This window comes from Arachnia propionica, assembly GCF_037055325.1.
Taxonomy (GTDB): domain Bacteria; phylum Actinomycetota; class Actinomycetes; order Propionibacteriales; family Propionibacteriaceae; genus Arachnia.
The window spans coordinates 1,290,106-1,313,886 of record NZ_CP146373.1 but is presented as its reverse complement, the minus strand read 5'-3'; the positions used below and the strand labels follow the sequence as shown (position 1 = coordinate 1,313,886).

General features: G+C 64.5%; 21 protein-coding genes. 18 read left to right on the top strand and 3 right to left on the bottom strand.

The annotated features are described in order from the left end of the window. Positions 1-24: 24 nt before the first annotated feature. The 6 genes from nagB to V7R84_RS06050 all read left to right on the top strand — a co-directional run bounded on the left by nagB (position 25) and on the right by V7R84_RS06050 (position 7,732). Positions 25-792, top strand: a complete 768-nt coding sequence (nagB, locus tag V7R84_RS06075) for a glucosamine-6-phosphate deaminase (protein WP_338573128.1) — start codon at positions 25-27, stop codon at positions 790-792. A gap of 94 nt (positions 793-886) precedes the next feature. Continuing rightward, positions 887-1,270 carry a cold-shock protein gene (locus V7R84_RS06070; protein ID WP_338573127.1) on the top strand — a complete coding sequence of 128 codons (384 nt, stop codon included), beginning with the start codon at positions 887-889 and terminating at the stop codon, positions 1,268-1,270. A gap of 2 nt (positions 1,271-1,272) precedes the next feature. Then, complete coding sequence (locus V7R84_RS06065; RefSeq protein WP_338573126.1) at positions 1,273-2,040, top strand: DUF3027 domain-containing protein; 768 nt, start codon at positions 1,273-1,275, stop codon at positions 2,038-2,040. A gap of 62 nt (positions 2,041-2,102) precedes the next feature. Beyond that, positions 2,103-3,641: an NCS2 family permease gene (locus V7R84_RS06060; protein WP_338573125.1), complete on the top strand. Its 1,539-nt coding sequence runs from the start codon at positions 2,103-2,105 to the stop codon at positions 3,639-3,641. A gap of 176 nt (positions 3,642-3,817) precedes the next feature. Next, on the top strand, positions 3,818-4,300 hold the full coding sequence (locus V7R84_RS06055; protein ID WP_338573124.1) for a hypothetical protein: 483 nt from the start codon (positions 3,818-3,820) through the stop codon (positions 4,298-4,300). 33 nt (positions 4,301-4,333) lie between these two features. Beyond that, entirely contained in the window at positions 4,334-7,732 is a 3,399-nt protein-coding gene (locus V7R84_RS06050) for a pyruvate carboxylase (RefSeq protein WP_338573122.1), read from the top strand. A 17-nt stretch (positions 7,733-7,749) separates the two neighbouring features. Here V7R84_RS06050 and V7R84_RS06045 read toward each other — a convergent pair whose 3' ends face one another. Further along, on the bottom strand, positions 7,750-8,361 hold the full coding sequence (locus V7R84_RS06045; RefSeq protein ID WP_338573119.1) for a hypothetical protein: 612 nt from the start codon (positions 8,359-8,361) through the stop codon (positions 7,750-7,752). Positions 8,362-8,405: 44 nt separating this feature from the next. On the opposite strand from V7R84_RS06045, the gene V7R84_RS06040 reads away from it, so the two are divergent. Beyond that, positions 8,406-9,386, top strand: a complete 981-nt coding sequence (locus tag V7R84_RS06040; RefSeq protein ID WP_338573116.1) for a hypothetical protein — start codon at positions 8,406-8,408, stop codon at positions 9,384-9,386. Positions 9,387-9,400: 14 nt separating this feature from the next. Here the strand turns inward: V7R84_RS06040 and serC are convergent, their stop codons facing one another. Next, positions 9,401-10,495, bottom strand: a complete 1,095-nt coding sequence (serC, locus tag V7R84_RS06035; protein ID WP_338573114.1) for a phosphoserine transaminase — start codon at positions 10,493-10,495, stop codon at positions 9,401-9,403. 80 nt (positions 10,496-10,575) lie between these two features. Between serC and nagA the strand changes: the two genes are divergently transcribed. Beyond that, a complete protein-coding gene (gene nagA, locus V7R84_RS06030; RefSeq protein ID WP_338573111.1) occupies positions 10,576-11,694 on the top strand; it encodes an N-acetylglucosamine-6-phosphate deacetylase in 1,119 nt (372 codons plus the stop codon). Between the two features lie 35 nt (positions 11,695-11,729). Here nagA and V7R84_RS06025 read toward each other — a convergent pair whose 3' ends face one another. Continuing rightward, on the bottom strand, positions 11,730-12,359 hold the full coding sequence (locus V7R84_RS06025; protein WP_338573109.1) for a GNAT family protein: 630 nt from the start codon (positions 12,357-12,359) through the stop codon (positions 11,730-11,732). Positions 12,360-12,468: 109 nt separating this feature from the next. On the opposite strand from V7R84_RS06025, the gene V7R84_RS06020 reads away from it, so the two are divergent. The 10 genes from V7R84_RS06020 (at position 12,469) to V7R84_RS05975 (ending at position 23,707) form a co-directional block, all read left to right on the top strand. After that, on the top strand, positions 12,469-13,158 hold the full coding sequence (locus tag V7R84_RS06020; protein ID WP_338573107.1) for a metal-dependent transcriptional regulator: 690 nt from the start codon (positions 12,469-12,471) through the stop codon (positions 13,156-13,158). A gap of 79 nt (positions 13,159-13,237) precedes the next feature. Next, positions 13,238-13,603, top strand: a complete 366-nt coding sequence (gene trxA, locus V7R84_RS06015) for a thioredoxin (RefSeq protein ID WP_338573106.1) — start codon at positions 13,238-13,240, stop codon at positions 13,601-13,603. Between the two features lie 117 nt (positions 13,604-13,720). Beyond that, on the top strand, positions 13,721-15,352 hold the full coding sequence (locus V7R84_RS06010) for an NAD(P)-binding protein (RefSeq protein ID WP_338573104.1): 1,632 nt from the start codon (positions 13,721-13,723) through the stop codon (positions 15,350-15,352). Beyond that, positions 15,352-18,939 (top strand): pyruvate:ferredoxin (flavodoxin) oxidoreductase, encoded by a 3,588-nt coding sequence (nifJ, locus tag V7R84_RS06005; protein WP_338573101.1) that lies wholly within the window; start codon positions 15,352-15,354, stop codon positions 18,937-18,939. Before V7R84_RS06010 ends, nifJ begins: the two co-directional genes overlap by 1 nt. Next, the gene (locus tag V7R84_RS06000) at positions 18,927-19,940 is read left to right on the top strand and encodes a dihydroorotate dehydrogenase-like protein (RefSeq protein ID WP_338573098.1); all 1,014 of its coding nucleotides are present in this window, start codon (positions 18,927-18,929) and stop codon (positions 19,938-19,940) included. Before nifJ ends, V7R84_RS06000 begins: the two co-directional genes overlap by 13 nt. 129 nt (positions 19,941-20,069) lie before the next feature. Further along, positions 20,070-20,624: a MarR family transcriptional regulator gene (locus V7R84_RS05995; RefSeq protein WP_338573096.1), complete on the top strand. Its 555-nt coding sequence runs from the start codon at positions 20,070-20,072 to the stop codon at positions 20,622-20,624. Then, positions 20,624-21,469 carry an ABC transporter ATP-binding protein gene (locus tag V7R84_RS05990; protein ID WP_338573094.1) on the top strand — a complete coding sequence of 282 codons (846 nt, stop codon included), beginning with the start codon at positions 20,624-20,626 and terminating at the stop codon, positions 21,467-21,469. The genes V7R84_RS05995 and V7R84_RS05990 overlap by 1 nt, the downstream gene beginning before the upstream one ends. Continuing rightward, on the top strand, positions 21,466-22,116 hold the full coding sequence (locus V7R84_RS05985) for an ABC transporter permease (RefSeq protein ID WP_338573091.1): 651 nt from the start codon (positions 21,466-21,468) through the stop codon (positions 22,114-22,116). Before V7R84_RS05990 ends, V7R84_RS05985 begins: the two co-directional genes overlap by 4 nt. Next, positions 22,113-22,805: an ABC transporter permease gene (locus V7R84_RS05980; protein ID WP_338573089.1), complete on the top strand. Its 693-nt coding sequence runs from the start codon at positions 22,113-22,115 to the stop codon at positions 22,803-22,805. The genes V7R84_RS05985 and V7R84_RS05980 overlap by 4 nt, the downstream gene beginning before the upstream one ends. Next, complete coding sequence (locus V7R84_RS05975; RefSeq protein ID WP_338573087.1) at positions 22,802-23,707, top strand: ABC transporter substrate-binding protein; 906 nt, start codon at positions 22,802-22,804, stop codon at positions 23,705-23,707. The genes V7R84_RS05980 and V7R84_RS05975 overlap by 4 nt, the downstream gene beginning before the upstream one ends. The last annotated feature ends 74 nt before the right edge of the window (positions 23,708-23,781 follow it).

Sequence of the window (23,781 nt, the reverse complement as noted above, 5' to 3'; positions counted from 1 at the left end):
GTTGTGTGGTGAAGGAGCCCGGCAATGGAAGTGGTCATCTGCTCCGACGAGCAGCAGGTCGGTCAGATCGCTGCGAATCGAGTTCTCCAATGGGTTGAGGGGCTCGCAGCCCCCGTGCTGGGGCTTGCCACGGGCAGCTCTCCGCTGAGCCTCTACAACGAGCTGGCTCGCAGGGTGGCCGCGGGGGAGGCCGACTTCTCATGCGGTATCGGGTTCGCCCTCGACGAGTACGTGGGCATCGACCCGCAGAACCCGCTCAGTTACCGGCAGACCATCCTGCGCACGGTGGTTGAGCCGCTGCGCATGGACCCCGCCCGGGTGCATGTGCCGAACGGTTTCGCCCCTGATCTGGCTGCCGCAGCCCGTGAGTACGACCGGGCCATCGCGGCCGCGGGAGGTGTGGACGTGCAGGTGCTGGGCATCGGAAGCAACGGTCACATCGGCTTCAACGAACCCACGTCCTCGTTCGCTTCCCGCACCCGCGTCAAGACCTTGACCGAACAGACCCGCGCCGACAACGCCCGGTTCTTCGATGAGGGCGAGCGGGTCCCCACGCACTGTGTTACTCAAGGCTTGGGAACCATCATGGAAGCCAGACACATCGTCATGGTGGCCACGGGGCAGCACAAAGCAGATGCGGTGGCCGCCATGGTGGAGGGGCCCGTGGCGGCGGTGTGCCCGGCCTCAATTCTTCAGTTTCATCCGAGTGTTCTGGTGGTGGTCGACGAGGCTGCTGCCGCTGGGCTGAACCATGCTGACTACTTCCGCCTCGTCGTCGACATTCTGATCTGACCAGGGGTGATGGGCGCAGGTTCTCCTGAGTTTTCCCCGGGGGCAGGGCGAGATAGAATTGCCTGCCAGCCACGACCACGAGGGAGAGCCTGCCATGCCCACCGGACGAGTTCGCTTCTTCGATGCCGACAAGGGATTTGGGTTCATCACGAAGGACGGAGGCGGTGACGTGTTCGTCCGGTCAGGGGTGCTGCCCAAGGGGGTGGCAGCGCTGAAACCTGGACAGAAGGTGGAATTCGGGGTGATCGAGGGGCGCCGCGGTGAGCAGGCCCTGTCCGTGCGTCTCATAGAGGTTCCGCCGTCGCTGTCCAAGGCGTCGCGGAAGAAGGCCCAGGACATGGCCGTGATCATCGAGGACCTCATCAAGATGCTCGACGCCCTGGGTAACGGATACCGACACGGTCGCTACCCCGATGACAAACACGGCGCGAAGATCGCAGCGGTGCTGCGCCGCGTTGCCGACGAACTGGAGCTGTGAGAGTGGCGAGGCTGAAAGTTGATTCGGTTGCCGCCTCCGCGATTGATCTGGCGCGCGCTGCGGCTGTCGAGTCCGGAGGGGAAGACGCTGTTGGCGAGCACCTCGGAGTAGTTGCCGAGGGAGAACGGGTGGTGACCCATTCCTTCGCCTGCCTGCTGGCTGGCTACCCGGACTGGTACTGGGCGGTGACGCTGGTGCGCGCATCCCGGGCCCGCGCCGCCACCATCAACGAGGTAGTGCTGCTGCCCAGTGCCGATGCGCTGCTGGCCCCGCCCTGGGTGCCCTGGGAACAGCGAATCCAACCCGGAGACATCGGACCGGGAATGCTCATGGCCACCCCGGACAACGATCCGCGCCTTGAACCCGGCTTCGCCGCGACAGACCTGCCCGCGGACGCCGACCCGGCCGAATGGTCGCAGTTGCGTTCCACCGTTGCCGAGCTGGGCATCGGAAGGGAGCGGGTGCTCTCGGCAGCCGGACGCGATGCCGCCGTGGAGCGCTGGCTTTCCGGCGCCCCGGGCAGCGGCGACGACTCCAGCAGACAATCCCCCGCCACCTGTTCGTCCTGCGGTTATTTCGTACCGCTGCGTGGCTCGCTGGGCACCTTGTTCGGCGCCTGCGCAAACGAGTACTCGCCCTCGGATGCGTGCGTCGTCAGCCTCGAACACGGCTGCGGCGGACACTCCGACGTGGTGGCCGCTGAGCGAGCCCGGGAGCTGCCCGCCCCGGTGTTCGACACCATCGGGATTGACGAACAGCTATTTGACTGATCGCCTCCGCGCGGGTGGTGTTCCCATCCGCATTCCCGGGTCTATGATCCCGATACGTGGTCATGAAATCCCCGAAAGCTGCCAAGCTCCCCAAGAACACGGGCTTTTCCCCGGATGCCTCTTGGGTTGAACGCCACTTCCGCCTCTCGAAGCACGGTTCCAGTATCGGTCAAGAGGTTCGCGGCGGTCTGGTGACCTTCTTCGCGATGGCCTACATCATCGCGCTGAACCCGCTCATCATCGGCACCGCCGCCGATGTCAACGGAAACCTCATTTCTGGAGCGCCGAAATTCCTGGACGCTGCGAGGACACAGGTCGATAGCGTCGCTACCGGCGCATCGATCGGAATGGTTGCTGCCGCCACCGCCTTCGTCGCTGGCATCATGACTGTCCTCATGGGGCTGGTCGGTCGTTTCCCGATGGGGCTTGCGACGGGGCTCGGGCTGAACGCCCTCGTCGCCTACACCCTCGTGCCGCAGATGACCTGGCCGCAGGCCATGGGGCTGGTGGTCTGGGAGGGGATCCTCATCGCGGTCCTCGTGCTCACCGGGTTCCGCACGGCTGTGTTCAAGGCCGTACCGAAAACCCTGCGAACCGCGATCTCTGTCGGCATCGGCCTGTTCATCGCCTTCGTCGGGCTCGTCAACGCGGGAGTGGTGCGCAAGCCTGAGGGTTCTCCGCCCGTGGAGCTCGGCATCTCCGGCTCGCTGACCGGCTGGCCCATCCTCGTGTTCGTGGTCGGGCTGGGACTGCTGATCGCCCTGTACGTGCTGAAGGTCAAGGGGGCGATGCTGATCTCCATTGTCTCCGCGACGGTGATGGCGATCATCATCGAGGCCGTCGGTCACGTCGGCGCTCATGTCGGGGAGAAAAACCTCAGCGGATGGGCGCTGAACGTGCCCTCCCTGGCGAACTTCTCCCTGCCCGACTTGGGGCTGCTGTTCCGGGTGGACATGGTCGGAGCCTTCTACGTTGGCGGTCACTTCAGCTTCCCGACCTTCCTGGGTCTGATGGTGTTGGTGTTCTCGCTGCTGCTCGCTGATTTCTTCGATACCATGGGAACCGTCGTCGCCGTCGGTTCCGAGGGCAAGCTGCTGGACGAACACGGCATGCCGGACCACGTCACTGAGATCCTCCTGGTCGACTCCCTGGGTGCGGTGGCCGGTGGTCTCGGGTCGGTGTCGTCGAACACCTGCTACGTCGAGTCGACGGCAGGTGTCGGTGAGGGCGCCCGCACGGGCCTGGCCTCCGTCGTCACCGGCCTGGCCTTCCTGGTGGCCGTCTTCCTGTCGCCGATCATCAACATGGTGCCCTCCGAGGCTGCCTCGCCGGTGTTGGTGTTCGTAGGTTTCCTGATGATCGAACAGGTGGTCGACGTCGACTGGAGTGATCCCGAGGTGGGCATCCCCGCGTTCCTCACCATCATCCTCATGCCCTTCTCTTACTCCATCACCGTCGGCATCGGTGTGGGTTTCCTTGCCCACGTCTTCATCAAGGTGATCCGCGGACACGCGAAACGGGTGCACCCGCTCATGTACGTGGTCGCTGCGCTATTCGTCGTGTACTTCCTGCAGGGGTCGTTGCTGGCCCTCATCGGCTGAGTACAACGCGGAGACGGACCTGGAGGTGGGGGCGTGTGTCGTCCTTTTGGTCCTGTGGGGTGGGGTGGTCGTGAGATCTGTTGGGTTTTCAGGAAAGCTCGCGTAACCTACTAGAGCATCTAGTTGAAAATTCATTAAACTATTGGTCGAGGACCTGTCGTGAGAAAGGAACAACCATGAAATCAGCCAGGCTTGCCGGCCTCGTATCCTTCATAGCGGGGGTTATCATGCTCGTCTCCGGGGCATTCGCCTGGGGGATTACCTCCACCCAGCTCGCATCCGAAAACATTACCGTTGCCAACGACGCCCCAGCCTTTGCGGGATCCAAGGTGACGGGCCCTCTCACCGCCTTTTATCAGGCCGAGGCAGTCAAACAACACACCCGTGCGGCGAGCAACGGCCTGACGTATGCCGAACTTGGTGCTAAGGTCCAGGAGGCCAAGGACGCGGGTGACACCGCCACCGCGGAGAAACTCCAGCAGACCCGCACCATGGTGGAGACCGGAAACTTTGTGCGCGCGTCCTTGTTTACCTCTGTCATGGCCTTCGGGGTCTCGGCCCTCGTGATGGGGGCCGGTCTGCTTTTCAGCTTCCTCGGCTGGGGTCTTTACCGGCTCTCCGCAACCCGCGCACAGGAAGCTGAGCCCCAGGAGGCCTGAGCCGCTGTCCCGCTTTGCCACTAGTCTTGGCGCATGTTCCAGAAGGTCCTTGTCGCCAACCGAGGCGAGATCGCTGTTCGAGCCGTCCGCGCTGCCTTCGAACTGGGGTGCAGGACCGTTGCCGTCTTCCCCTACGAGGATCGCAACGCCGACCACCGGATCAAGGCCTCCGAGTCCTATCTGATCGGAGAACGGGATCATCCTGTCAAGGCTTACCTTGATATCGAGGAAATCATCCGCGTAGCGAAGGAGTCCGGGGCTGATGCGGTCTATCCCGGCTACGGTTTCCTTTCCGAGAACCCAGACTTGGCCGCGGCCTGTGCCGCTAACCAGATCACCTTCGTCGGTCCCTCCGCCGAGGTGCTCGAGTTGGCCGGCAACAAGGTGCGGGCCCTCGAACAGGCCCGCAGGGCGGGGGTGCCGACCCTCAGGTCGACGTCTCCGTCCACCGACCCCGAGGAGCTGATCGTCGGTGCCGAGGAGATCGGCTTCCCGGTGTTCATCAAGGCAGTCGCCGGCGGTGGTGGCCGCGGTATGAGGCGTGTCGACGACCCCGCTCGTTTCACCGAGGAGCTGGGGGCCGCGATGCGCGAGGCCGAAGGGGCGTTCGGCGACCCGACGGTGTTCGTGGAGCAGGCAGTTGCGGCTCCCCGTCACATCGAGGTGCAGGTGCTGGCCGACCGCCAGGGCAACGTTGTTCATCTCTTCGAACGCGACTGTTCCATTCAGCGCCGCCATCAGAAGGTGGTGGAGATCGCCCCCGCCCCTCATATCAGCGACGAACTGCGTGCGGCACTGACCGCCGATGCCGTGAAATTCGCCAAGGCCATCAACTACACCTGCGCCGGGACCGTCGAGTTCCTCGTCGAGACCTCGGGGCCGCGGGCCGGTAGCCACGTGTTCATCGAGATGAACCCCCGTATCCAAGTGGAGCACACCGTCACGGAGGAAATCACCGACGTTGACTTGGTGCAGGCGCAGCTGCGGATCGCATCGGGGGAGACCCTCGACGAGATCGGAATCCGTCAAGACGAGCTGTGCATCCGTGGTGCCGCCCTGCAGTGCCGCATCACCACTGAGGACCCGGCAAACTCCTTCCGGCCCGACACCGGGGTGATCCAGGCCTACCGTTCCGCATCCGGGGCGGGCATCCGCCTTGACGGCGGCACAACCGGTACTGGGGTGGAGGTCAGTCCTCACTTCGACTCGCTGCTGGTCAAACTCACCGCGCGCGGTCGTAGTCTTCATGACGCAGTTGTGAGGGCTAGGCGTGCGCTGGCGGAGTTCAGGATTCGCGGCATTGCAACTAACATCACCTTCCTGCGTGCGGTTTTGGATGACCCGGACTTCGGCAGCGGCGTGGTGACTACCTCGTTCATCGACGAGCGACCCCACCTGCTGGCGGGACGCATCCCGGCGGATCGTGGCACCAAACTGGCCCGATTCCTCGCCGACGTCACCGTGAACCAGCCCAATGGACCCGCTCCCACCGCGCTGGATCCCTCGGTGAAGCTGCCCGGGACACTGCCGGCGGGCGAGATTCCCGACGGTTCCCGGCAACGACTCCTCGCCCTCGGCCCGGTCGGATTTGCCAAGGCCCTGCGCGAACAGCGGGCCGTGGGCATCACCGACACCACCTTCCGCGACGCCCACCAGTCTCTGCTCGCCACGCGGGTGCGTACCCGCGACCTGGTGGCGGTGGCCCCCTGGCAGGCCCGGCTGCTTCCCGGGATGTTCTCCGTCGAGTGCTGGGGCGGGGCCACCTACGACGTGGCGCTGCGGTTCCTCGGTGAGGACCCGTGGGAGCGTCTCGAGAAACTGCGGGCCGCGATGCCGAACCAGAGTCTGCAGATGCTGCTGCGCGGTCGCAACACCGTCGGCTATACCCCTTACCCGACCCAGGTGACCCGGGCCTTCGTGTCGGAGGCCGCCGAAGTGGGGGTGGACATCTTCCGAATCTTTGATGCCCTCAACGATGTCGAGCAGATGCGACCCGCGATCGATGCGGTCGTCCAAGACACCGAATCGGTGGCGGAGGTGGCGCTCTGCTACACCGCGAACCTCCTCGATCCCAACGAGAAGACCTATACCCTCGACCACTATCTGCGGCTTGCCGAGCGGATCGTCGATGCGGGAGCGCACATCCTGGCGATCAAGGACATGGCGGGGCTGCTCAGGCCCGCCGCGGCTGCGAAGCTCGTCGCGGCCCTTCGGGAACGGTTTGAACTGCCCGTTCACCTCCACACCCACGACACCACAGGAGGGCAGCTCGCCACCCTGATGGCCGCCATCGAGGCCGGGGTGGATGCGGTGGATGTCGCGAACTCGGCGATGTCGTCGACCACCTCGCAGCCACCCATGTCGGCGCTGCTGATGGCCCTCGACGGCACCGACCGCGCCCCGGACATCGACCCGGAAGCGGTGTTGGATCTGGAGCCCTACTGGGAGGCGGTCCGCAAGGTGTACGCGCCTTTCGAGTCGGGGCTGCCAGCGCCAACCGGGCGCGTCTACAGTCATGAAATCCCGGGGGGACAGCTGTCCAACCTGCGCCAACAGGCCATCGCGCTCGGCCTGGGTGACAAATTCGAGGCCATCGAGGCGATGTACGCCGCCGCCGACAAGATCCTGGGACGCCCCACGAAGGTCACGCCTTCGTCAAAGGTGGTGGGTGATCTGGCGCTGCACCTGGTGGCTGTCGGCGCCGATCCGGCGGAGTTCGCTGCGGAGCCGCGTCGCTTCGACATCCCGGACTCGGTGATCGGTTTCCTCAACGGGGAATTGGGCGAACCCGCAGGAGGTTGGCCGGAACCGTTCCGCACCCGGGCCTTGGAGGGTCGCCGCACACCGCCGCGCGTCACCGAGGTGGCACCCGAGGACCTCTCCTTGTTGGCCACCCCGGGCATCGAACGGCAGCAGACCCTCAACCGGCTGCTGTTCCCAGGCCCGACACGTGAGTTCCAACAGAAACGTGACGACTTCGGTGACGTTTCCGTGCTGCCGACAGTGCCCTACCTGTACGGGATGGAACCCGGTCACGAATACCCCGTCACTCTGGAAAAGGGTGTCACGCTGCTGCTCGGTCTGGAGGCCATCGGTGCTCCCGACAAATGGGCCAGACGCAACGTCATGACCCTTCTGAACGGCCAACTGCGCCCGGTCAGGGTGCGTGACAACTCCCTCGAGTCGGAGGTGGCCTCCGCAGAGAAGGCGGACCCGAGTAATCGCGGGCACGTCGCCGCGCCATTCGCGGGGGCGGTGACTGTAACGGTCGCGGAGGGGGACGAGGTCGCGGTCGGAGATCAGGTTGCCACCATTGAAGCCATGAAGATGGAGGCCGCCATCAATGCGCCCGTGGCAGGTGTGATCGAGCGAGTGGTGCTGATGGGTACCACACAGCTCGACGGTGGGGATCTGGTGGTCGTGATCAGCTAATGCTGGGCACTGGCAGGTTAGGACGGCTCCTGCGGGACCGCCTGATCCACCACGACGACATCTTTTTCGCTGGACAATTCCTGGAGGAACCCTCGGAGAGGAGCCACAACTTCTTGGGTGGCTTCATCGAGGGTTTCGGGATCTATCTCCTCAAGGGCCTCGCGGGTGGCTGCGGCATGGGTTCGATGGCTGTAGCCCACCTGCATGCCTGGCAGGGGCGTCAGCGGGATACCGAGAGGTCGTTTACCCAGGTGCGTCACCGACAGCGTCGAGGGCAGACCCCGGCGTGCGAGATCGAACTCCACCGAGTCGAGGCGTCGGTACTCGATTCGGGAGGTGGAGTCCGCCAAGTGTTCCAGCCACAGCAGGAACACATCCCAACACGGTCTGAGGCGTTCCTGGGGCACGAAGCCACCCTCCAGAAGGGTGGTGGCATCCCGCATCGTGGGACGCGTGGGGTCCACGTCCAGATCGGGATTGCGCCGGAACAGCCCCCAGCGGCGTTTCATGACGGGTGCCGGGTGGTGTTCCGTGAACACCCTTGTCAGCGCCTCCGCCACCTCGGGTGGGGCGCCGAAGATATCGCGCACATCATCAATGCGTATGCCGAAGAGCCTCATTGCTCGCATGAAACACAGCTTACAGTGCAAAGCCCAGTATGCTGGCCGACACCATGAGATCCATTCGACGCATCGCCGCAGTCGCTGCGGCGACGGCGTGCCTGGCCTGGGGGGCGTCCCCGGCCCTGGCCGACGTGACCATTTCCGATGCAGGTGGCCCCCTGACGGGACTGGCCTTCGACCAGCAGTCATCGCGGTTGTTCGCGGTGTCCGAGACCGGCGGGACGAACATCGCTGTCACCGATGCCACGGGCGGGAAGATCGGGGACATCAGTTTCTCCGCCGACACCGAATCGTTGCAGGGCCTGGCAGTGCACTCGGGTTCGCTCTACGTCGGCGATGTGGGGGATTCCAGGGGTAAACGCGACAAGATCACCGTGTACAAACTCCCGCTCGAGGTCGGTAACCAGCCCTACAGCTCCTACGATTTCCGCTACCCGGATGGGGCGCACGACGCCAAGTCGGTGCTGGTCTCGGGAAGAGGACGCATCTATGTGGTGACGGCGGGTGAGAATCCGGGCATCTACTACGCCGAGCTGGAGCCTACGCGCTCGGGGGTGAACAAATTGAGCCGCGCCTCCGACGCCCCTGCGGGGGTGACCGACGGAGTTTTCCTCTCCGATGGTGTCACCATGGCGTTGCGAACCGGCTCCGGGGTGCAGGTCGTCGATGCATCCAGCTGGGAAACCCGTGCCACTCTCACGTATCAGGGTGCCCCTGAGGGGGAGTCGCTCACCACGTTCAGTGGCGACAAGTTGTTGGTGGGAGCGGGACCACAGCTGCGAGAGGAAGCCGTGCCCACCTCCGACAGCACCGTCACGATCTCGCCGTCGGGTGAAGCGTCACCAACACCAACCCCTGGGCCGTCCGAGAGCCCCGCCAGTGAGGCCTCGCCCACGTCGCAGGAAACCATCGCGCCGGGCCCAGAGGAGAAGGCCGCCCAACCGGCGCAGGGCGGTACCCGCCTGGCCATAGCCGCTGCGGCGGTGCTGGCCCTGGCCCTGGGAGCGGTCGTCTTCTTCCGCAAGAAGTAGGAAACCGCTACTTCTTACAGCCTTTCCACGATGTGGTCGATGCAGGAGGTCAATGCTTCCACATCGGCCTGGTTGACGGAGGCGTAGGTGCCGATTCGCAGCTGGTTACGTTTCAGCGCGCGATAGGGGTCGATGTCCACGATTCCGTTGTCGCGTAGTTCTGCTATCACGCGGGCGGCTTCCACCTCGGGGGCCAGGTCGATGGTCGCGACGACAGGGGAGCGGTGTGTTGGATCGGTGACAAACGGGGTTGCGTACGTCGAGGCCTCCGCCCAGCCGTACAGGTGATCGCTCATCCGCCGACAACGTTCCTCGACGGCGTCGATTCCACCCTGGCTCAGCAGCCAGTTGATCTGGTCCTCCAGAAGCAGCAGGGTCGCGATGGCCGGGGTGTTGAGGGTCTGGTTTTTGGCTGAGTTCGAAGCCGCAACATCCAGGTTCAGCGACTCCGGGATCCAACGGCCCGAGGTCGTCATCCGTTGTGCGCGTTCCAGTGCGGCCGGGGAACAAAACGCCACCCACAAACCTCCGTCTGAGGAGAAGTTCTTCTGCGGGGCGAAGTAATAGACGTCCGTCTGTGAGATGTCGGCGGCCATCCCACCCGCAGCCGACGTGGCGTCGATCAGCACCAGGCCCTCGCCGATCCGCTCCACCGGGGCAGTTGCACCCGTGGAGGTCTCGTTCTGTGCCCACGCCACCACATCCGCGTCAGTCGGAGCGGGCAGGACTACGGCTCCTGGGTCGCATTGCGTGAGTGCCGGGTCAGCCAGGAACGGGGCCGCCGCGGCGGCGCGCGCGAACTTGCGGGTGAACTCCCCGAAGACGGCATGCGCAGAACGTTGCTCGATCAAGGAGCAGACCGCTACGTCCCAGAACACGGTGGATCCCCCGTTGCCGAGCACCACCTGATATCCCTCAGGCAGCTGGTACAGCTCCTGTAGCCCCTCCTGAATCGTTGCGACGAGCTGTTTCACGGGCGCCTGGCGATGCGAGGTGCCCAGCACATCGCCACGCAGTGCGAGGTACTCCAGGGCTTCAGGGCGCACCTTGGCCGGGCCTGAGCCGAAACGGCCGTCTGCGGGCAGGAGGTCTTCGGGAATGACGATCACCCCCGAATTCTCCCACGCACCTGTGAAACCGAAGTGCGCGGTTCGGCGGACGGGAAGAGAACCGGTGCTTGGATGGTGGCATGACGAAGCTGCGGGTCGGCAGGGCGGTGACGCCCGGGGGAACGATCGAGGAAGCGATCATCGAGATCGCTGATGGTCGGGTGGTGGCCATTACATCGGGTGGGGGAACCGGTGATTTCTGGGCGGTACCGGGTTTCGTCGACACCCATTGCCACGGTGCGATCGGTGTCAGCTTCGGTGATCCGGATCCCGCCGCCAACCTGCGTGCCATCGAGTATCACCGCTCCCAGGGAACCACCACTTTGTTCGCCTCCACCGTCACCGAACCCATCGAGAAGTTGGAGGCCCAGTGCCGGGTGTTGCGCGGGCTCGTCGAATCCGGCGAACTCGACGGAATCCACCTCGAGGGGCCTTTCCTGTCCGAGGCCCGGAGAGGCGCGCACGATCCCGGTCTGCTGCGCAACCCCGAACCGGAGCTCGTCGAACGGCTCATATCGGCGGGCGGGCCAGCGCTACGCATGATCACCTTGGCCGTTGAACGCGACGGAGGAGAAGCCGCTACCCGGCGATTCACGCGGGCAGGTGTCACGGTGGCCTTCGGGCACTCCGACGCCGACGAGCACGTCGCGGTCGAGTCCATCGGCTGGGGAGTCTGCGTCGTAACCCACCTGTTCTCCGCGATGCGTTCCATCCACCATCGTGAGCCCGGTCCCGTGCCCGTGCTGCTGACCGACGACCGCGTGATGTGTGAACTGATCTGTGACGGTATCCACCACCGGCCTGTGGTTGCACGGATGGCTATCGAAGCCGCCGGGACCGACCGCATCTGCCTGGTCACCGATGCCATAAGCGCCACCGGTCAGGGCGACGGGCGCTACCTGTTGGGAGAGCTCGAAGTGGAGGTCCGAGACGGAACCGCCCGGCTGGTTACCGTTGACGGCACCCCCGGTTCCATTGCGGGCTCCACCTTGACCATGGCAAAGGCATTCGGTTTCGTCGTCGGTCAGGTGGGATTGAGCATCCCCGAGGCCGCCCGGATTGCAGCCACCACCCCGGCCCGCTGGCACGGGCTGGAGGAAGTCGGAACCCTGGAAGTCGGCAAACGTGCCGACATCTGCGTCGTTGATGATGCAGGAGAACTGCAACAGGTCTGGCGGCGGGGAGAACGCATTCGTTGAGAGACGCCAAAGCTGGGCGAGCCGACCTGCAAGCGCTAGGACTCCTGAGCAGTCAGGGAGGTGAGGGTGGCCCGTACCCTCGACTCCAGACCGGCCCGTACCGCCGGCCACTCGGCCGAGAGAATCGAGAAAACCACGGTGTCGCGCCATGAGCCGTCCGCGCGGGGCTGGTGGTGCCGCAGCACCCCTTCCTGCACGGCTCCCAAGCGGGCAATCGCGTCCCGGGAACGCTGGTTGATGGAGTCGGTTTGGAGCTTCACTCGCTCGAAACCGCAGTCCTCGAAGGCGTGTCCCAGCAACAGGAGCTTCACCTCCGCGTTCACTCCCGTGCCCCACAGCGCGGGACGGTACGCCGTCCAGCCCGCGTGGGCGCGCTGGGCCCGAGGCTCGAGATCACCCAGGGACGTGGTTCCGACCACCTCACCCACCGGGCCAAACCGGGTGTCGCCGACCAACCGGATGGTGTACATGACACGATTCCCGCCCGCACCGGCGATCAGGTTCTCGATCGCAGCCACCCGGTCCGTGGCGCCACCTGCGTACCCGAGAGCGAACACCCGCGGATCGTCGAGCGCATCGATCAGATCGTCCCGGTCCGACTCCTGAGTGGGATCGAGCCTCACGATGCGACCCATGAGGGGTTTTTCATCGGGAATGCGCGCCATGGAATACAACCTTCCAGTCCGTGTGTTGGGATATTCGCGGTGTGTAGCGATTGCGGGTCCCGGTGTCGTCACACATCGTTACCATTGCTTTCAAGGAGGCGTGTGAGGTATGAGTGAGCTGATCGACACCACGGAGATGTACCTGCGTACTGTATACGAACTCTTGGAGGAGGGGGTGCCTCCGCTGCGGGCCCGGATCGCTGAGCGTCTTCACCAGGCCGGACCCACGGTATCCCAGACCGTGGCGCGCATGGAACGCGATGGTCTGCTCTCCGTCAAGGCAGACCGCACGATCAAACTCACTCCGAAGGGCGCCCGGCTGGCGCGCGACGTGATGCGCAAACACCGGCTGGCGGAGCGCCTGCTGATCGATGTGATCGGTCTCGAATGGGAGAAGGTGCACGACGAGGCCTGCCGCTGGGAGCACGTCATCTCGGATGACGTCGAGCGCCGGCTGCTCAGGATCCTCCACGCACCAACCCGTTCCCCCTACGGCAATCCCATTCCGGGACTCAAAGAACTCGGGCTGGATCACGAACACGTGCCCTTCAGAGAAGGGGTCGTGCCGTTGTCGGAGGTGGTTCCAAACCGCGGCGAGATAACCGTCACCATGGAACGGATGAGCGAGAACCTGCAGGCCGACGCGGAGGTACTCTCGGCCCTCGCGGCGCTGGGGCTCCGACCGGGAGTGGAGTTCGTGGTGCGTCGCGTGGGCATCGACCTCAGATTCTGCGTCGGTGACGACGCGGTCACCGTGGACGAGGCGGTTGCGGAACTGCTCTTCGTCGCAGCCCGCTGAGTAGTCATGTTGCCTGGGGAATAAGCCGGGCGGAGCAGTCGTTGATTGAAATGAACAACGAAATCCGAAATGAGGAAACATGGCAACCACAAACCTGACCAAGGAGAACTTCCGCTCCACCATCGAGGGAAATGATGTCGTTCTCGTCGACTTTTGGGCCTCATGGTGCGGTCCGTGTCGCCGTTTCGGTCCGATCTTCGAGGAGGCCTCCGGGCGCCACGACGGGACCGTTTTCGGCAAGGTGGACACCGAAGCCGAGCAGGACCTGGCCTTTGCTCTCGACATCCAGTCCATCCCCACCATCATGGCTTTCCGCTCCGGAGTCCTGGTGTTCCGGCAGAGTGGCCTGCTGAACGGGACCCAGCTCGACGACCTCGTCAAGCAGCTCAAGGAACTTGACCCGGAGAAAGTCAAGGAAGAAGCACAGACGAGCTCCACCAACTGACGGGGCTGAGAACCCCCTTTCCTCAATAGGCGCAGTTTTCCTCGCGAATTTACGAGGCATGGTGTCCCTCGGACGTCCTACGATTGACGGGAATAGTCGTAGCGACGGAGGGACACCATGACCGAGCGCGATGATGTGACTGGTCTACCCAATTTGCTGACAACCACAGGACGGGTCGCCCCGGTGCGATCGAGGAGACCCATTTACCTGGACATGCTGCCCCCCTGCAACGCCGGATGCCCGGCGGGGGAGAACATCCAGGAGTGGTTACGTCTGATAAAAGCGGGGGAACATGAGGCGGCCTGGCGGCAGCTCACCGCAGATAACCCCTTCCCGGCCATTCACGGTCGCGTTTGTTACCACCCCTGCGAGACGGCCTGCAACCGCAAGGATCTTGATTCGGCCGTCTCCATTCATTCCGTTGAGCGCTATCTGGGTGACTTGGCGCTGGAACGTGGCTGGCGTTTCGAGGCGCCGCGCCGTGACTCAGGGCGGCGAGTGTTGATCATCGGTGCTGGGCCCTCCGGGTTGTCAGCCGCTTACCACCTGCGACGCCTCGGCCACGAGGTGGAGATCCACGATTCCGCCGACGCCCCCGGCGGCATGATGCGCTACGGGATCCCTGAGTACCGGCTGCCCCGTGACGTTCTGGACGCCGAGGTGGCACGCATCACCGACATGGGGGTGGTGATCCGTAACAACGCCCCGGTCACCGACCTGCTCGCCACACAGGTTGCGGGACGTTTCGACGCGGTGTTCGTGGCCATTGGAGCGCATTTGTCCAAGCGCGTGGACATTCCCTCTGCCGACGCCACCAAGATGGTCGACGCCGTCAGCTTCCTGCGTGATGTCGCCAAGGGCGAGAGGCCGGTCATCGGACGCCGGGTAGCGGTCTACGGCGGCGGCAACACTGCCATGGATGCGGCCCGCGTGGCTCGTCGGCTGGGTGCCGAGGAGTCAGTGATTGTCTATCGCCGCACCGTTGAGCAGATGCCCGCCCACACTGAGGAGCGCGAGAGTGCAGAGCAGGAGGGGGTGAGGATGAACTGGCTGCGGACCATCACCGAGATGGGGGAGGAGGACCTGACCGTCGAGGTCATGGAACTCGACGAGGACGGCAAGCCGCACGGCACTGGGCGGTTCGAGAAACTCGCCGCCGACACGGTGATCCTGGCCGTCGGACAGGAGGCCGACACCGGTTTCCTCCACAGCATTCCCGGCATGATTTTCGATCAGGACGTGGTGCAGGTCGATCCCGAGACCCTCATGACGAATGTTCCCGGAATCTTCGCGGGAGGCGACATGGTTCCGAGTGAACGCACCGTCACCGTCGGTGTCGGGCACGGCAAGAAGGCCGCTCGCTGCATCGACAAGTGGCTGAACCTCGATGCCACCCCCCGCGATCCGAAGCACCCGCTCGTCCATCTCGACCAGATGAACCTGTGGTACTTCGGCGGTCACACCCGGAGGATCCAGCCTGAACAGGCTCCCGAGACACGCGTGTCCGACTTCGGCGAGATCGTCGCGGGCCTTAGCCCGAAGGAGGCCGAGTTCGAGGCCCGTCGCTGCCTGTCCTGCGGCAACTGCTTCGAGTGCGACGGCTGCTACGGTGCCTGCCCCGAGGATGCCGTCATCAAACTCGGCCCCGGCAACCGGTACCGCTTCGACTACGAACGCTGCACCGGCTGCGCCACCTGTTACGAGCAGTGTCCCGTGCATGCCATCGAGATGATTCCGGAGGGCCAGTGATGAACCAGCGCACCATCATCGACGGCAACGAGGCCGCGGCAGACGTCGCCTACCGGCTGAGCGAACTCTGCTCCATCTACCCGATCACCCCCAGCTCCACCATGGCCGAACTGGCCGATGAGTGGTCCTCCCACGGGCGTAAGAATGTCTTCGGTACGGTCCCCACCGTCGTCGAGATGCAGTCCGAGGGCGGAGCGGCCGGCGCCATGCACGGCGCCCTTCAAGGCGGGGCCCTGTCCACCACCTTCACCGCCTCGCAGGGCCTGCTGCTGATGATCCCCAACATGTACCGGATTGCCGGGGAGCTGACCTCCACGGTCTTCCACGTCGCGGCGCGGTCCCTGGCTGCGCAGGGGCTGTCGATTTTCGGTGACCACCAGGACGTGATGGCTGTGCGTCAGACGGGTTGCTGCATGCTCAGTTCCGCATCGGTGCAGGAGGCCCACGACATGGCGGCCGTGGCGCATCTGGCGACCCTGCGTGCCCGGCTGCCGTTCGTGCATTTCTTCGACGGTTTCCGCACCAGTCACGAACTCAACACCCTCGTCAAGCTCACCGACGACCAGCTGCGCGACCTGGTTCCCGCCGACCTGATTCGCGAGCACCGTGCTCGAGCGCTGAGCCCGGAGAATCCCTTCATTCGCGGTACCGCGCAGAACCCGGACACCTACTTCCAGTCCCGCGAGACCGCGAACTGTTACTACGACGCCGTGCCCGGGATCCTCACCGAGGCGCTGGAACGATTCGCGGAGATCTCGGGTCGCCAGTACTCCCTGGTGGAGTACCACGGTCACCCCGAGGCCGACCGGGTGGTGGTGATCATGGGTTCGGGCATCGAGACGATGATCCCCGTGGTCAGGCACCTCAACGAGTCGGGGGAGAAGGTGGGTGTCCTGTTCGTGCGGCTCTACCGGCCTTTCCCGAAGGAACACCTCCTGGACGCACTGCCCACCACGGTGCGGAAGATCGCGGTCCTGGACCGCACCAAGGAACCCGGTTCGGGAGGCGAACCGTTGTTCCTCGACGTTTCCTCCGCGGTCGGGGAATCCGTGGCTCGCGGGGACCGGGATGTCATGCCGGTGCTGGTCGGCGGTCGCTATGGTCTTTCCAGCAAGGAGTTCACCCCCGCCATGGCCAAGGCTGTCTACGACGAGCTGGCGAAGGACCGGCCCCGGTCGCGTTTCACGGTGGGCATCAACGATGACATCACCCACCTGTCCCTCGAGGTCGACCCCGACTTCCAGCTTCTCGACCCACAGACCCACCGCGCGGTGTTCTACGGGCTGGGATCGGATGGCACCGTCGGTGCCAACAAGAACACCATCAAGATCATCGGCTCCGATCCTGGAACCTACGCCCAGGGCTACTTCGTCTACGACTCCAAGAAGTCGGGTTCACGCACCGTCTCACACCTGCGTTTCGGCCCCAACCCAATCCAGGCGCCGTACCTGGTGACCCGCTCGAACTTCATCGGCTGTCATCACTGGTCGATCTTGGAACGGGTGGATGTGTTGGAGTTCGCCCAGCCCGGCGCGACGCTGTTGATCAACTCGCCCTACCCGGCGGATCAGGTGTGGGAGCAGCTGCCGCGCCCGATGCAGGACAAGATCGTCGAGTTGGGAATCTCCCTCTATGTCATCGACGCCTCCACGGTTGCGCGGGCCGCGGGCCTTGGGTCGCGCACCAACACGGTGCTGCAGACCTGTTTCTTCGCGATCTCCGGTGTCATGCCGCGCGAGGAAGCCATCGAGAAGGTCAAGGCCGCCATCACCAAGACCTACGCCCGCAAGTCGATGGCCATCGTGCAGAAGAACCACGAGGCGGTTGACGCTTCCCTGGCCCACCTGCACGAGGTACAGGTGCCGGCCAGTGCGACGGGGCAGCGGGAGCTGATCCCACCCGTCCCGTCGGACGCTCCGCCATTCGTGCGGGAGGTTACCGCGACGATGCTGGCCGGTCGTGGTGACGAGCTGCCGGTCTCGGCGTTGCCCGCTGACGGTTCCTACCCGTCCGGGACCACCCGCTATGAGAAACGCAACATCAGCGAGATCATCGCGGTGTGGGACAACGAGGCCTGCATCCAGTGCGGGAACTGTTCTTTCGTGTGCCCGCACGCCGTGCTGCGCGCCAAGTACTATCCCTCCGAGGTCGTGGCGGGCGCCCCGGAAGGTTTCCTCAGTCAACCGATCGACGCCGCGGGACTGCCTGACACCAGCTACACGCTGCAGGTCTACGCCGAGGACTGCACAGGCTGTGGACTGTGTGTCGAAGCCTGTCCTGTGAAGCCCGCAGGGCAGCCGAACCGGCGCGCCATCAACCTGGAGCCGGTGCTGGAACGTGACAAGGAGAAGGAAGCGGTTAAGTTCTTCGAGACCATCCCGCTCAACGACCGCCGCAACGTGGACTTCGGTACCGTTCGTGGCACCCAGTTCCTGGAGCCATTGTTCGAATTCTCCGGGGCCTGCGCCGGATGTGGTGAAACCCCATACCTGAAATTGCTGACCCAGCTGTTCGGGGACCGCGTCACCGTCGCCAATGCCACCGGCTGCTCGTCGATCTACGGCGGCAACCTGCCCACCACCCCGTGGGCAAAAAACGCTCAGGGACGTGGGCCGGCGTGGTCGAACTCGTTGTTCGAAGACAACGCCGAGTTCGGGCTCGGACTCCGCCTGGCCGCCGACCTGCATCACGACATGGCGCGCCGCCTCCTGGAGGAACTGCGCTCTGAGATCGATGACGACGAACTGATCGACTCGCTGCTGGCAGCGAAACAGCGCATGGAATCGGGCCTGGCTCGGCAGGCGGCCCGTGTCGACCGTCTCAAAGCACGATTGGCGGAGCTGGAAGGTCCGAGGATCGAAGACCTCAAGAGCGTCTGTGACCACCTGCTGCGGCGCTCCGTGTGGATCGTCGGTGGCGATGGCTGGGCCTACGACATCGGTTCCTCAGGTGTCGATCACGTGTTGGCCTCGGGGCGTAACGTCAATGTGCTGGTGCTGGACACCGAGGTGTACTCCAATACAGGCGGTCAGGCGTCCAAATCCACTCCGCTGGGGGCCGTCGCGAAGTTCGCGTCCGCGGGCAAGCACACCAACAAGAAGGACATGGCCATGCAGGCGATGGCCTACGGGTCGGTGTACGTGGCGCGAGTGGCGATGGGAGCAGACCCACAACAGACCCTGAAGGCATTCCGAGAGGCGGAGGCCTACGAGGGGCCGAGCCTGATCATCGCCTACAGCCACTGCATCGCCCACGGGATCGACATTCGCAAGGGACTGGATCAGCAGTATCGGGCCGTCAACTCCGGGCACTGGCCGCTGATGCGCTACAACCCCGTGATTCGAGAGAGCGGCGGCAATCCGTTCCTGCTCGATAGCCCCCGGCCACGCCTGAAGCTGCGCGAATACCAGAATGCCGAGTTGCGGTACAAGGTGCTGCACGCCGCCGATCCTGAGGAGGCCGATCGTCTCATCGACATCGCCCAGGCGCAGGTGGACCGGCGCTGGGCCGAGTACGAGGAGCTGGCGCTCCGCGGCGCGGAGAAGTTCGCCGCTGACCCGCGCAAGGAGGAAGCATGGCAGAGCTGACAAGTGGCTACCTTGGATTGGAGCTGCGCAATCCTGTCGTCGCCTCGGCCGGACCGCTGAGCCAGAGCGTTGATGACATCAAGGCATTGGCGGATGCGGGAGTCGGGGCCGTGACCATGTTCTCCCTGTTCGAGGAACAGCTGTTCCGTGAGGCGGAGCGGTTGGTGGAGCTGGAGGAACAGTTCGCCGATCTCACTCCGGAGGCCACCAGCTTCTTCCCGGAGGTGCCGCGGGCCGAGGCTGATGCCGTCACGAAATACCTGCGGCTCGTTGAGCGGGGAGCCTCCGCCATCGACGTGCCACTGATTGCATCCCTCAACGGCGCCTCCCATGGAGGATGGGTGCATTCGGCTCGTAGCCTGCAGGACGCGGGAGCGGCGGCCCTGGAACTCAACATCTACTACGTCTCGGGTGACCTCACCCTGGGAGGTAACGATGTGGAGCAACGTCACCTCGACATCCTCCAGGCAGTGAAGTCAGAGGTGAGTATCCCGGTAACAGTGAAGCTCAGTCCATATTTCTCGTCGGTCGGCGCGATGTGCCAGCAGCTGGACCGGGCCGGGGCTGATGGCTTGGTGTTGTTCAACCGGTTCCTGCAACCCGACATCGACCTGGAGCGGATGGAAGTAGTCAGCGGGGTGACGCTGAGTTCGCCTGTGGATGCCCGCTTGCCGCGCACCTGGATTGCTGTGCTGCACGACCACGTCGAGGCCTCGCTTGCGGCCTCGTCCGGGGTGGACCAGCCCGAGGACGTGGTGAAGTACCTGCTGGCTGGAGCCGATGTGGTCTGCACCACATCGGCGCTGGTGCGTCACGGCATTGAGCACGCCACTCGCCTGATCGACGGCCTCGAAGCCTGGCTCGACGGCAGACAGCTCACCCTGGACCAGATCCGTGGAATGCTGGCCGTGCCGAGCAACGCCCCGGCTGATGCTTACGAGCGCGCGGGATATGTTTCCGCGCTGGAGAAGGCGAAGACGACCTACGGATCGCTGTCCTGAGGGGGATGTATCCCGAAGCGCCGGTTGGGTCCCCGCGGCCCAACCGGCGCCGTCGTTTTCGAGTTTTCAGTGGTCCTGGGGCAGGTTCAATGCTTTCCATGTAATTCAGTTACATGTAATGTTTTTTGGGTGAAGGAAGCAGCAGTGTCCCGTGGCGACCATGGAGCCCTCTTCGAAGCGCTCCTGCACGCGGAGGTGGCGCTGTGGAACCGGCTCGAGAAGGATCTTTGGCGCACCGTGAACTCCGCCACCCTGGCGCGTTACCTCGTCCTGAAACAGATTGATGCGTCGGCGACTGACGGTGGGTCCCGGGTCCAGGACATCGCCCGGCGTCAACACACCACGGTCGGCGCAGCCTCGCGGCTTGTTGACCGGCTGGTTGGCGACGGGCTCGTGGTCAGGACCCCCTGCCCCAAGGATCGGCGATCCAGTCGTCTGAGCCTCACCGACAAGGGGCGGGTGCGGATGGAGAGCGCAGCCGTAACCTTCGAGGACACCCTGCGTACAGTGCTCGCCGGTTTCCGTCCCGAGGAGCTGATAGTGCTCACCCAGAACCTGACCCGGGTGGCCGCCGGCGCAGGCCAGCGGGCCGACATCGTCCCGGCCATGCAGGGCGCCCGCCTTGATGAGCCGCTGCCCGGCGGCGGCTTCGTCGCACTGACCAACGAGAACGGAGTCGGGTAATGATCCGGTTCGAGAACGTACAGAAAATCTATCCAGATGGCACCGTCGGGGTCGGCGGCATCACCCTTGATGTCGCCGAGCGCTCCACCACCGTGCTGCTGGGCTCGTCCGGATCCGGCAAGACCACGCTGATGCGGATGGTCAACAAGATGGTGACCCCCACCTCGGGTGCCGTGCTGCTAGCCGGAGAGGATGTCGCGGTGCAACCGACGGTGGCGTTGCGGCGCTCCATTGGCTACGTCCTACAGGACGGTGGGTTGTTCCCGCACCGTCGTGTTGTCGACAATATAGCCACGGTCCCGATCCTCGACGGGGTTCCCAGACTTAAAGCGCGCGAACGTGCTCTGGAACTGATGGACATGGTCGGGCTTGATTATGACTTGGCCGGGCGGTTCCCGTCGCAGCTTTCCGGTGGGCAGCGGCAGCGCGTCGGAGTTGCTCGGGCGCTCGCCAACGATCCTAAGGTTCTGCTCATGGACGAACCTTTCGGTGCCCTTGATCCGCTGGTCCGTGCCGATCTGCAGCGGGAATTGCGTGACCTTCAGCGGCGCCTGGGAACCACCATCCTGTTCGTCACCCACGACGTCGATGAGGCCTTCCTCTTGGGCGATCAGGTGGCGGTGCTGCGTGCCGGCGGTGTCCTGGCGCAGGTCGGCACCCCGGAGGAACTGCTTTCCAAGCCGGCCGATGAGTTCGTCGCCGACTTCGTCGGGGCGGACGCGAGCCGTCGTCAGTTGCGCAGTGTTGAACGCAACGGCTCCCGGGTCGTGGTGGACGCCGATGGGCGGCCCCTGGGAACCCTCCGCGAAGACGGTGGAGGAGCCGCGGATGGGGAGTCGTCGTGAACTGGTTGATCAACAACCTGGGACAGGTGGGCGGCTACTTTGGGGGCCACGCTCTGCTGTCGCTGGGCGCCATCCTCGCGGCCACTGTGCTGTCGGTGCCGTTGGCCCGGTTGGCGGTTGCAAGCCGGCGCTTCGGAGGACTTCTACTCGGCGCCTTCTCGCTTCTGTACGCTGTGCCATCCCTGCCGATGCTCGTGGTGATCCCGGTCATCCTGGGAGTGCCGGTACGTTCCCCGCTCAACATGGTGATCGTCCTGACTCTGTACGGGATCTCGGTGCTCGTCACCCAGGTCGCGGAGGGCTTCCGATCCCTCCCGGAGGACGTCGTGGAGGCTGCGAACGCCCTCGGTGTCGATCCATGGCGGCGATTCTGGCACGTGGAGCTGCCGCTTGCGGTGCCGGTGCTGATCGCTGGGTTGCGTGTGGTGGCCGCGTCCACGGTGTCCCTGGTCACGGTTGGCGCGCTGGTTGGTGTGCAATCGCTCGGAACCCTGTTCACCGACGGCTTCCAGCGGCAACTGATCGAATCCTTGCTGACCGGGCTCGGAGCGACCCTGCTGCTGGCCCTGATCTTCGACCTGCTCGTCGTGCTGCTCGGCAGGGCCCTGACCCCGTGGCTCCGCAAACAGAAGCAGGTGGCGGCATGAATCTCTTCCTCGAAGCCCTCGGCTGGCTGTTCACGGGCGAGAACTGGGATGGTGATGCTGGCATCTTGTCACGACTGCAGCAACACCTCTCCTTCACCCTCGCCGTGGTTGCACTGGCCTGTGTGCTGGCGCTCCCGGCTGGGGTTGCCATTGGCCACACGCGGCGCGGGGTGGCCGTGGTCCCCATGATCACCGCATCGGCACGCGCTCTGCCGACTCTCGGTCTGCTGACCCTGGTCGGTCTGTGGTCCGGTCTGGGGCTGGTGGCGCCCTTCTGTGCGCTCCTGGTGCTGGCTATTCCCCCGATGCTTGCAGGTGCCTACGCGGGGATCACCTCTGCGGAACCGGTCACGGTGGACGCGGCCCGCGCCATCGGCCTGTCCTCGTGGCAGGTACTCACCCAGGTGGAGCTGCCCGCCGCCGTTCCGCTGCTTCTCGAGGGGCTGCGATCTACCACCCTCCAGGTCGTCGCCACGGCGACGCTCGCCGCCTACACCGCCGACGTGGGGCTGGGGCGGTTCCTCTTCGCCGGTCTCAAGACCCGCGACTACGCACAGATGATCGGCGGAGCGCTGCTGGTCGTTGTCCTGGCGCTCGTCCTGGACCTGCTGCTGGTCCAGGTCAAGCGTCTGATCACCCGAAAACTCGACCCAAGTACCCGTATCGCTTCTGCGAAGGAGTCCCGATGACATCCACGACCAAGCTCGCCGCACTCGGATTGGTAGCGGCCCTGGCCCTGGTGGGCTGCGGCAGCGCCTCGAACATCGAAGGAAAAAGCGACACCACGAATTCTTCTGACACGCTGGTGATCGGTTCCCAGGATTACTACTCGAACGAGATCATCGCGGAGATCTACGCCCAGTCCCTGGAGAAGTCGGGCAAGAAAGTGGACCGACAGCTGAAGATCGGGCAGCGAGAGGTCTACATGCCTGAACTTCAGGCTGGGAAGATCGACATCTTCCCCGAATACAGCGGCAACCTGTTGCAGTACTACAAGCCCGAGACCACGGCTCGCAGCCCGGAGCAGGTTCATACGGAGCTGACCGGTGCCTTGCCGGAAGGACTCAAAGCACTGGAACATGCGCCGGCAACCGACCAGGACTCCTACGTGGTGACCAAGGAATTCGCGGAGGAGCATTCGCTGAAACAGATCGGGGATCTCGCCTCGGTGCCGGACCTGAAGATCGCAGGCAACTCCGAGCTGGAGTCCCGCCCCTACGGGCCGAAGGGACTCCGCGAGACTTACGGTGTCGAGGCCACGATCAAGCCAGCTGAAGACTCGGGTGGTCCGCTCACCGTCAAGGCCCTGCGCGACGGGGAGGTGCAGATCGCCGACATTTACACCGCCGCTCCGGTGCTAGCCGAGGGCGACCTGGTGGCGCTGGAGGATCCGAAGAACCTGTTCCTGTCCTCCAATGTGCTGCCAATCGTCTCCAGCAAGGTGGACGACCAGACCGCGGAAACCCTGAACAACGTGTCGAAGGAACTGACCCCCGAGGACCTGATTGCCATGAACAAGCGATCCGTCGACGAGAAGGCGTCGGCCTCGGTGATTGCAAGCGACTGGCTGAAGTCCAAGGGCCTGGCCTGAGCAACAGGACCATCCGGGGCGACCCCGCCGAGCTGCGGGTTCGCCCCGTCATACCCGCGATTGCATTGGACGAG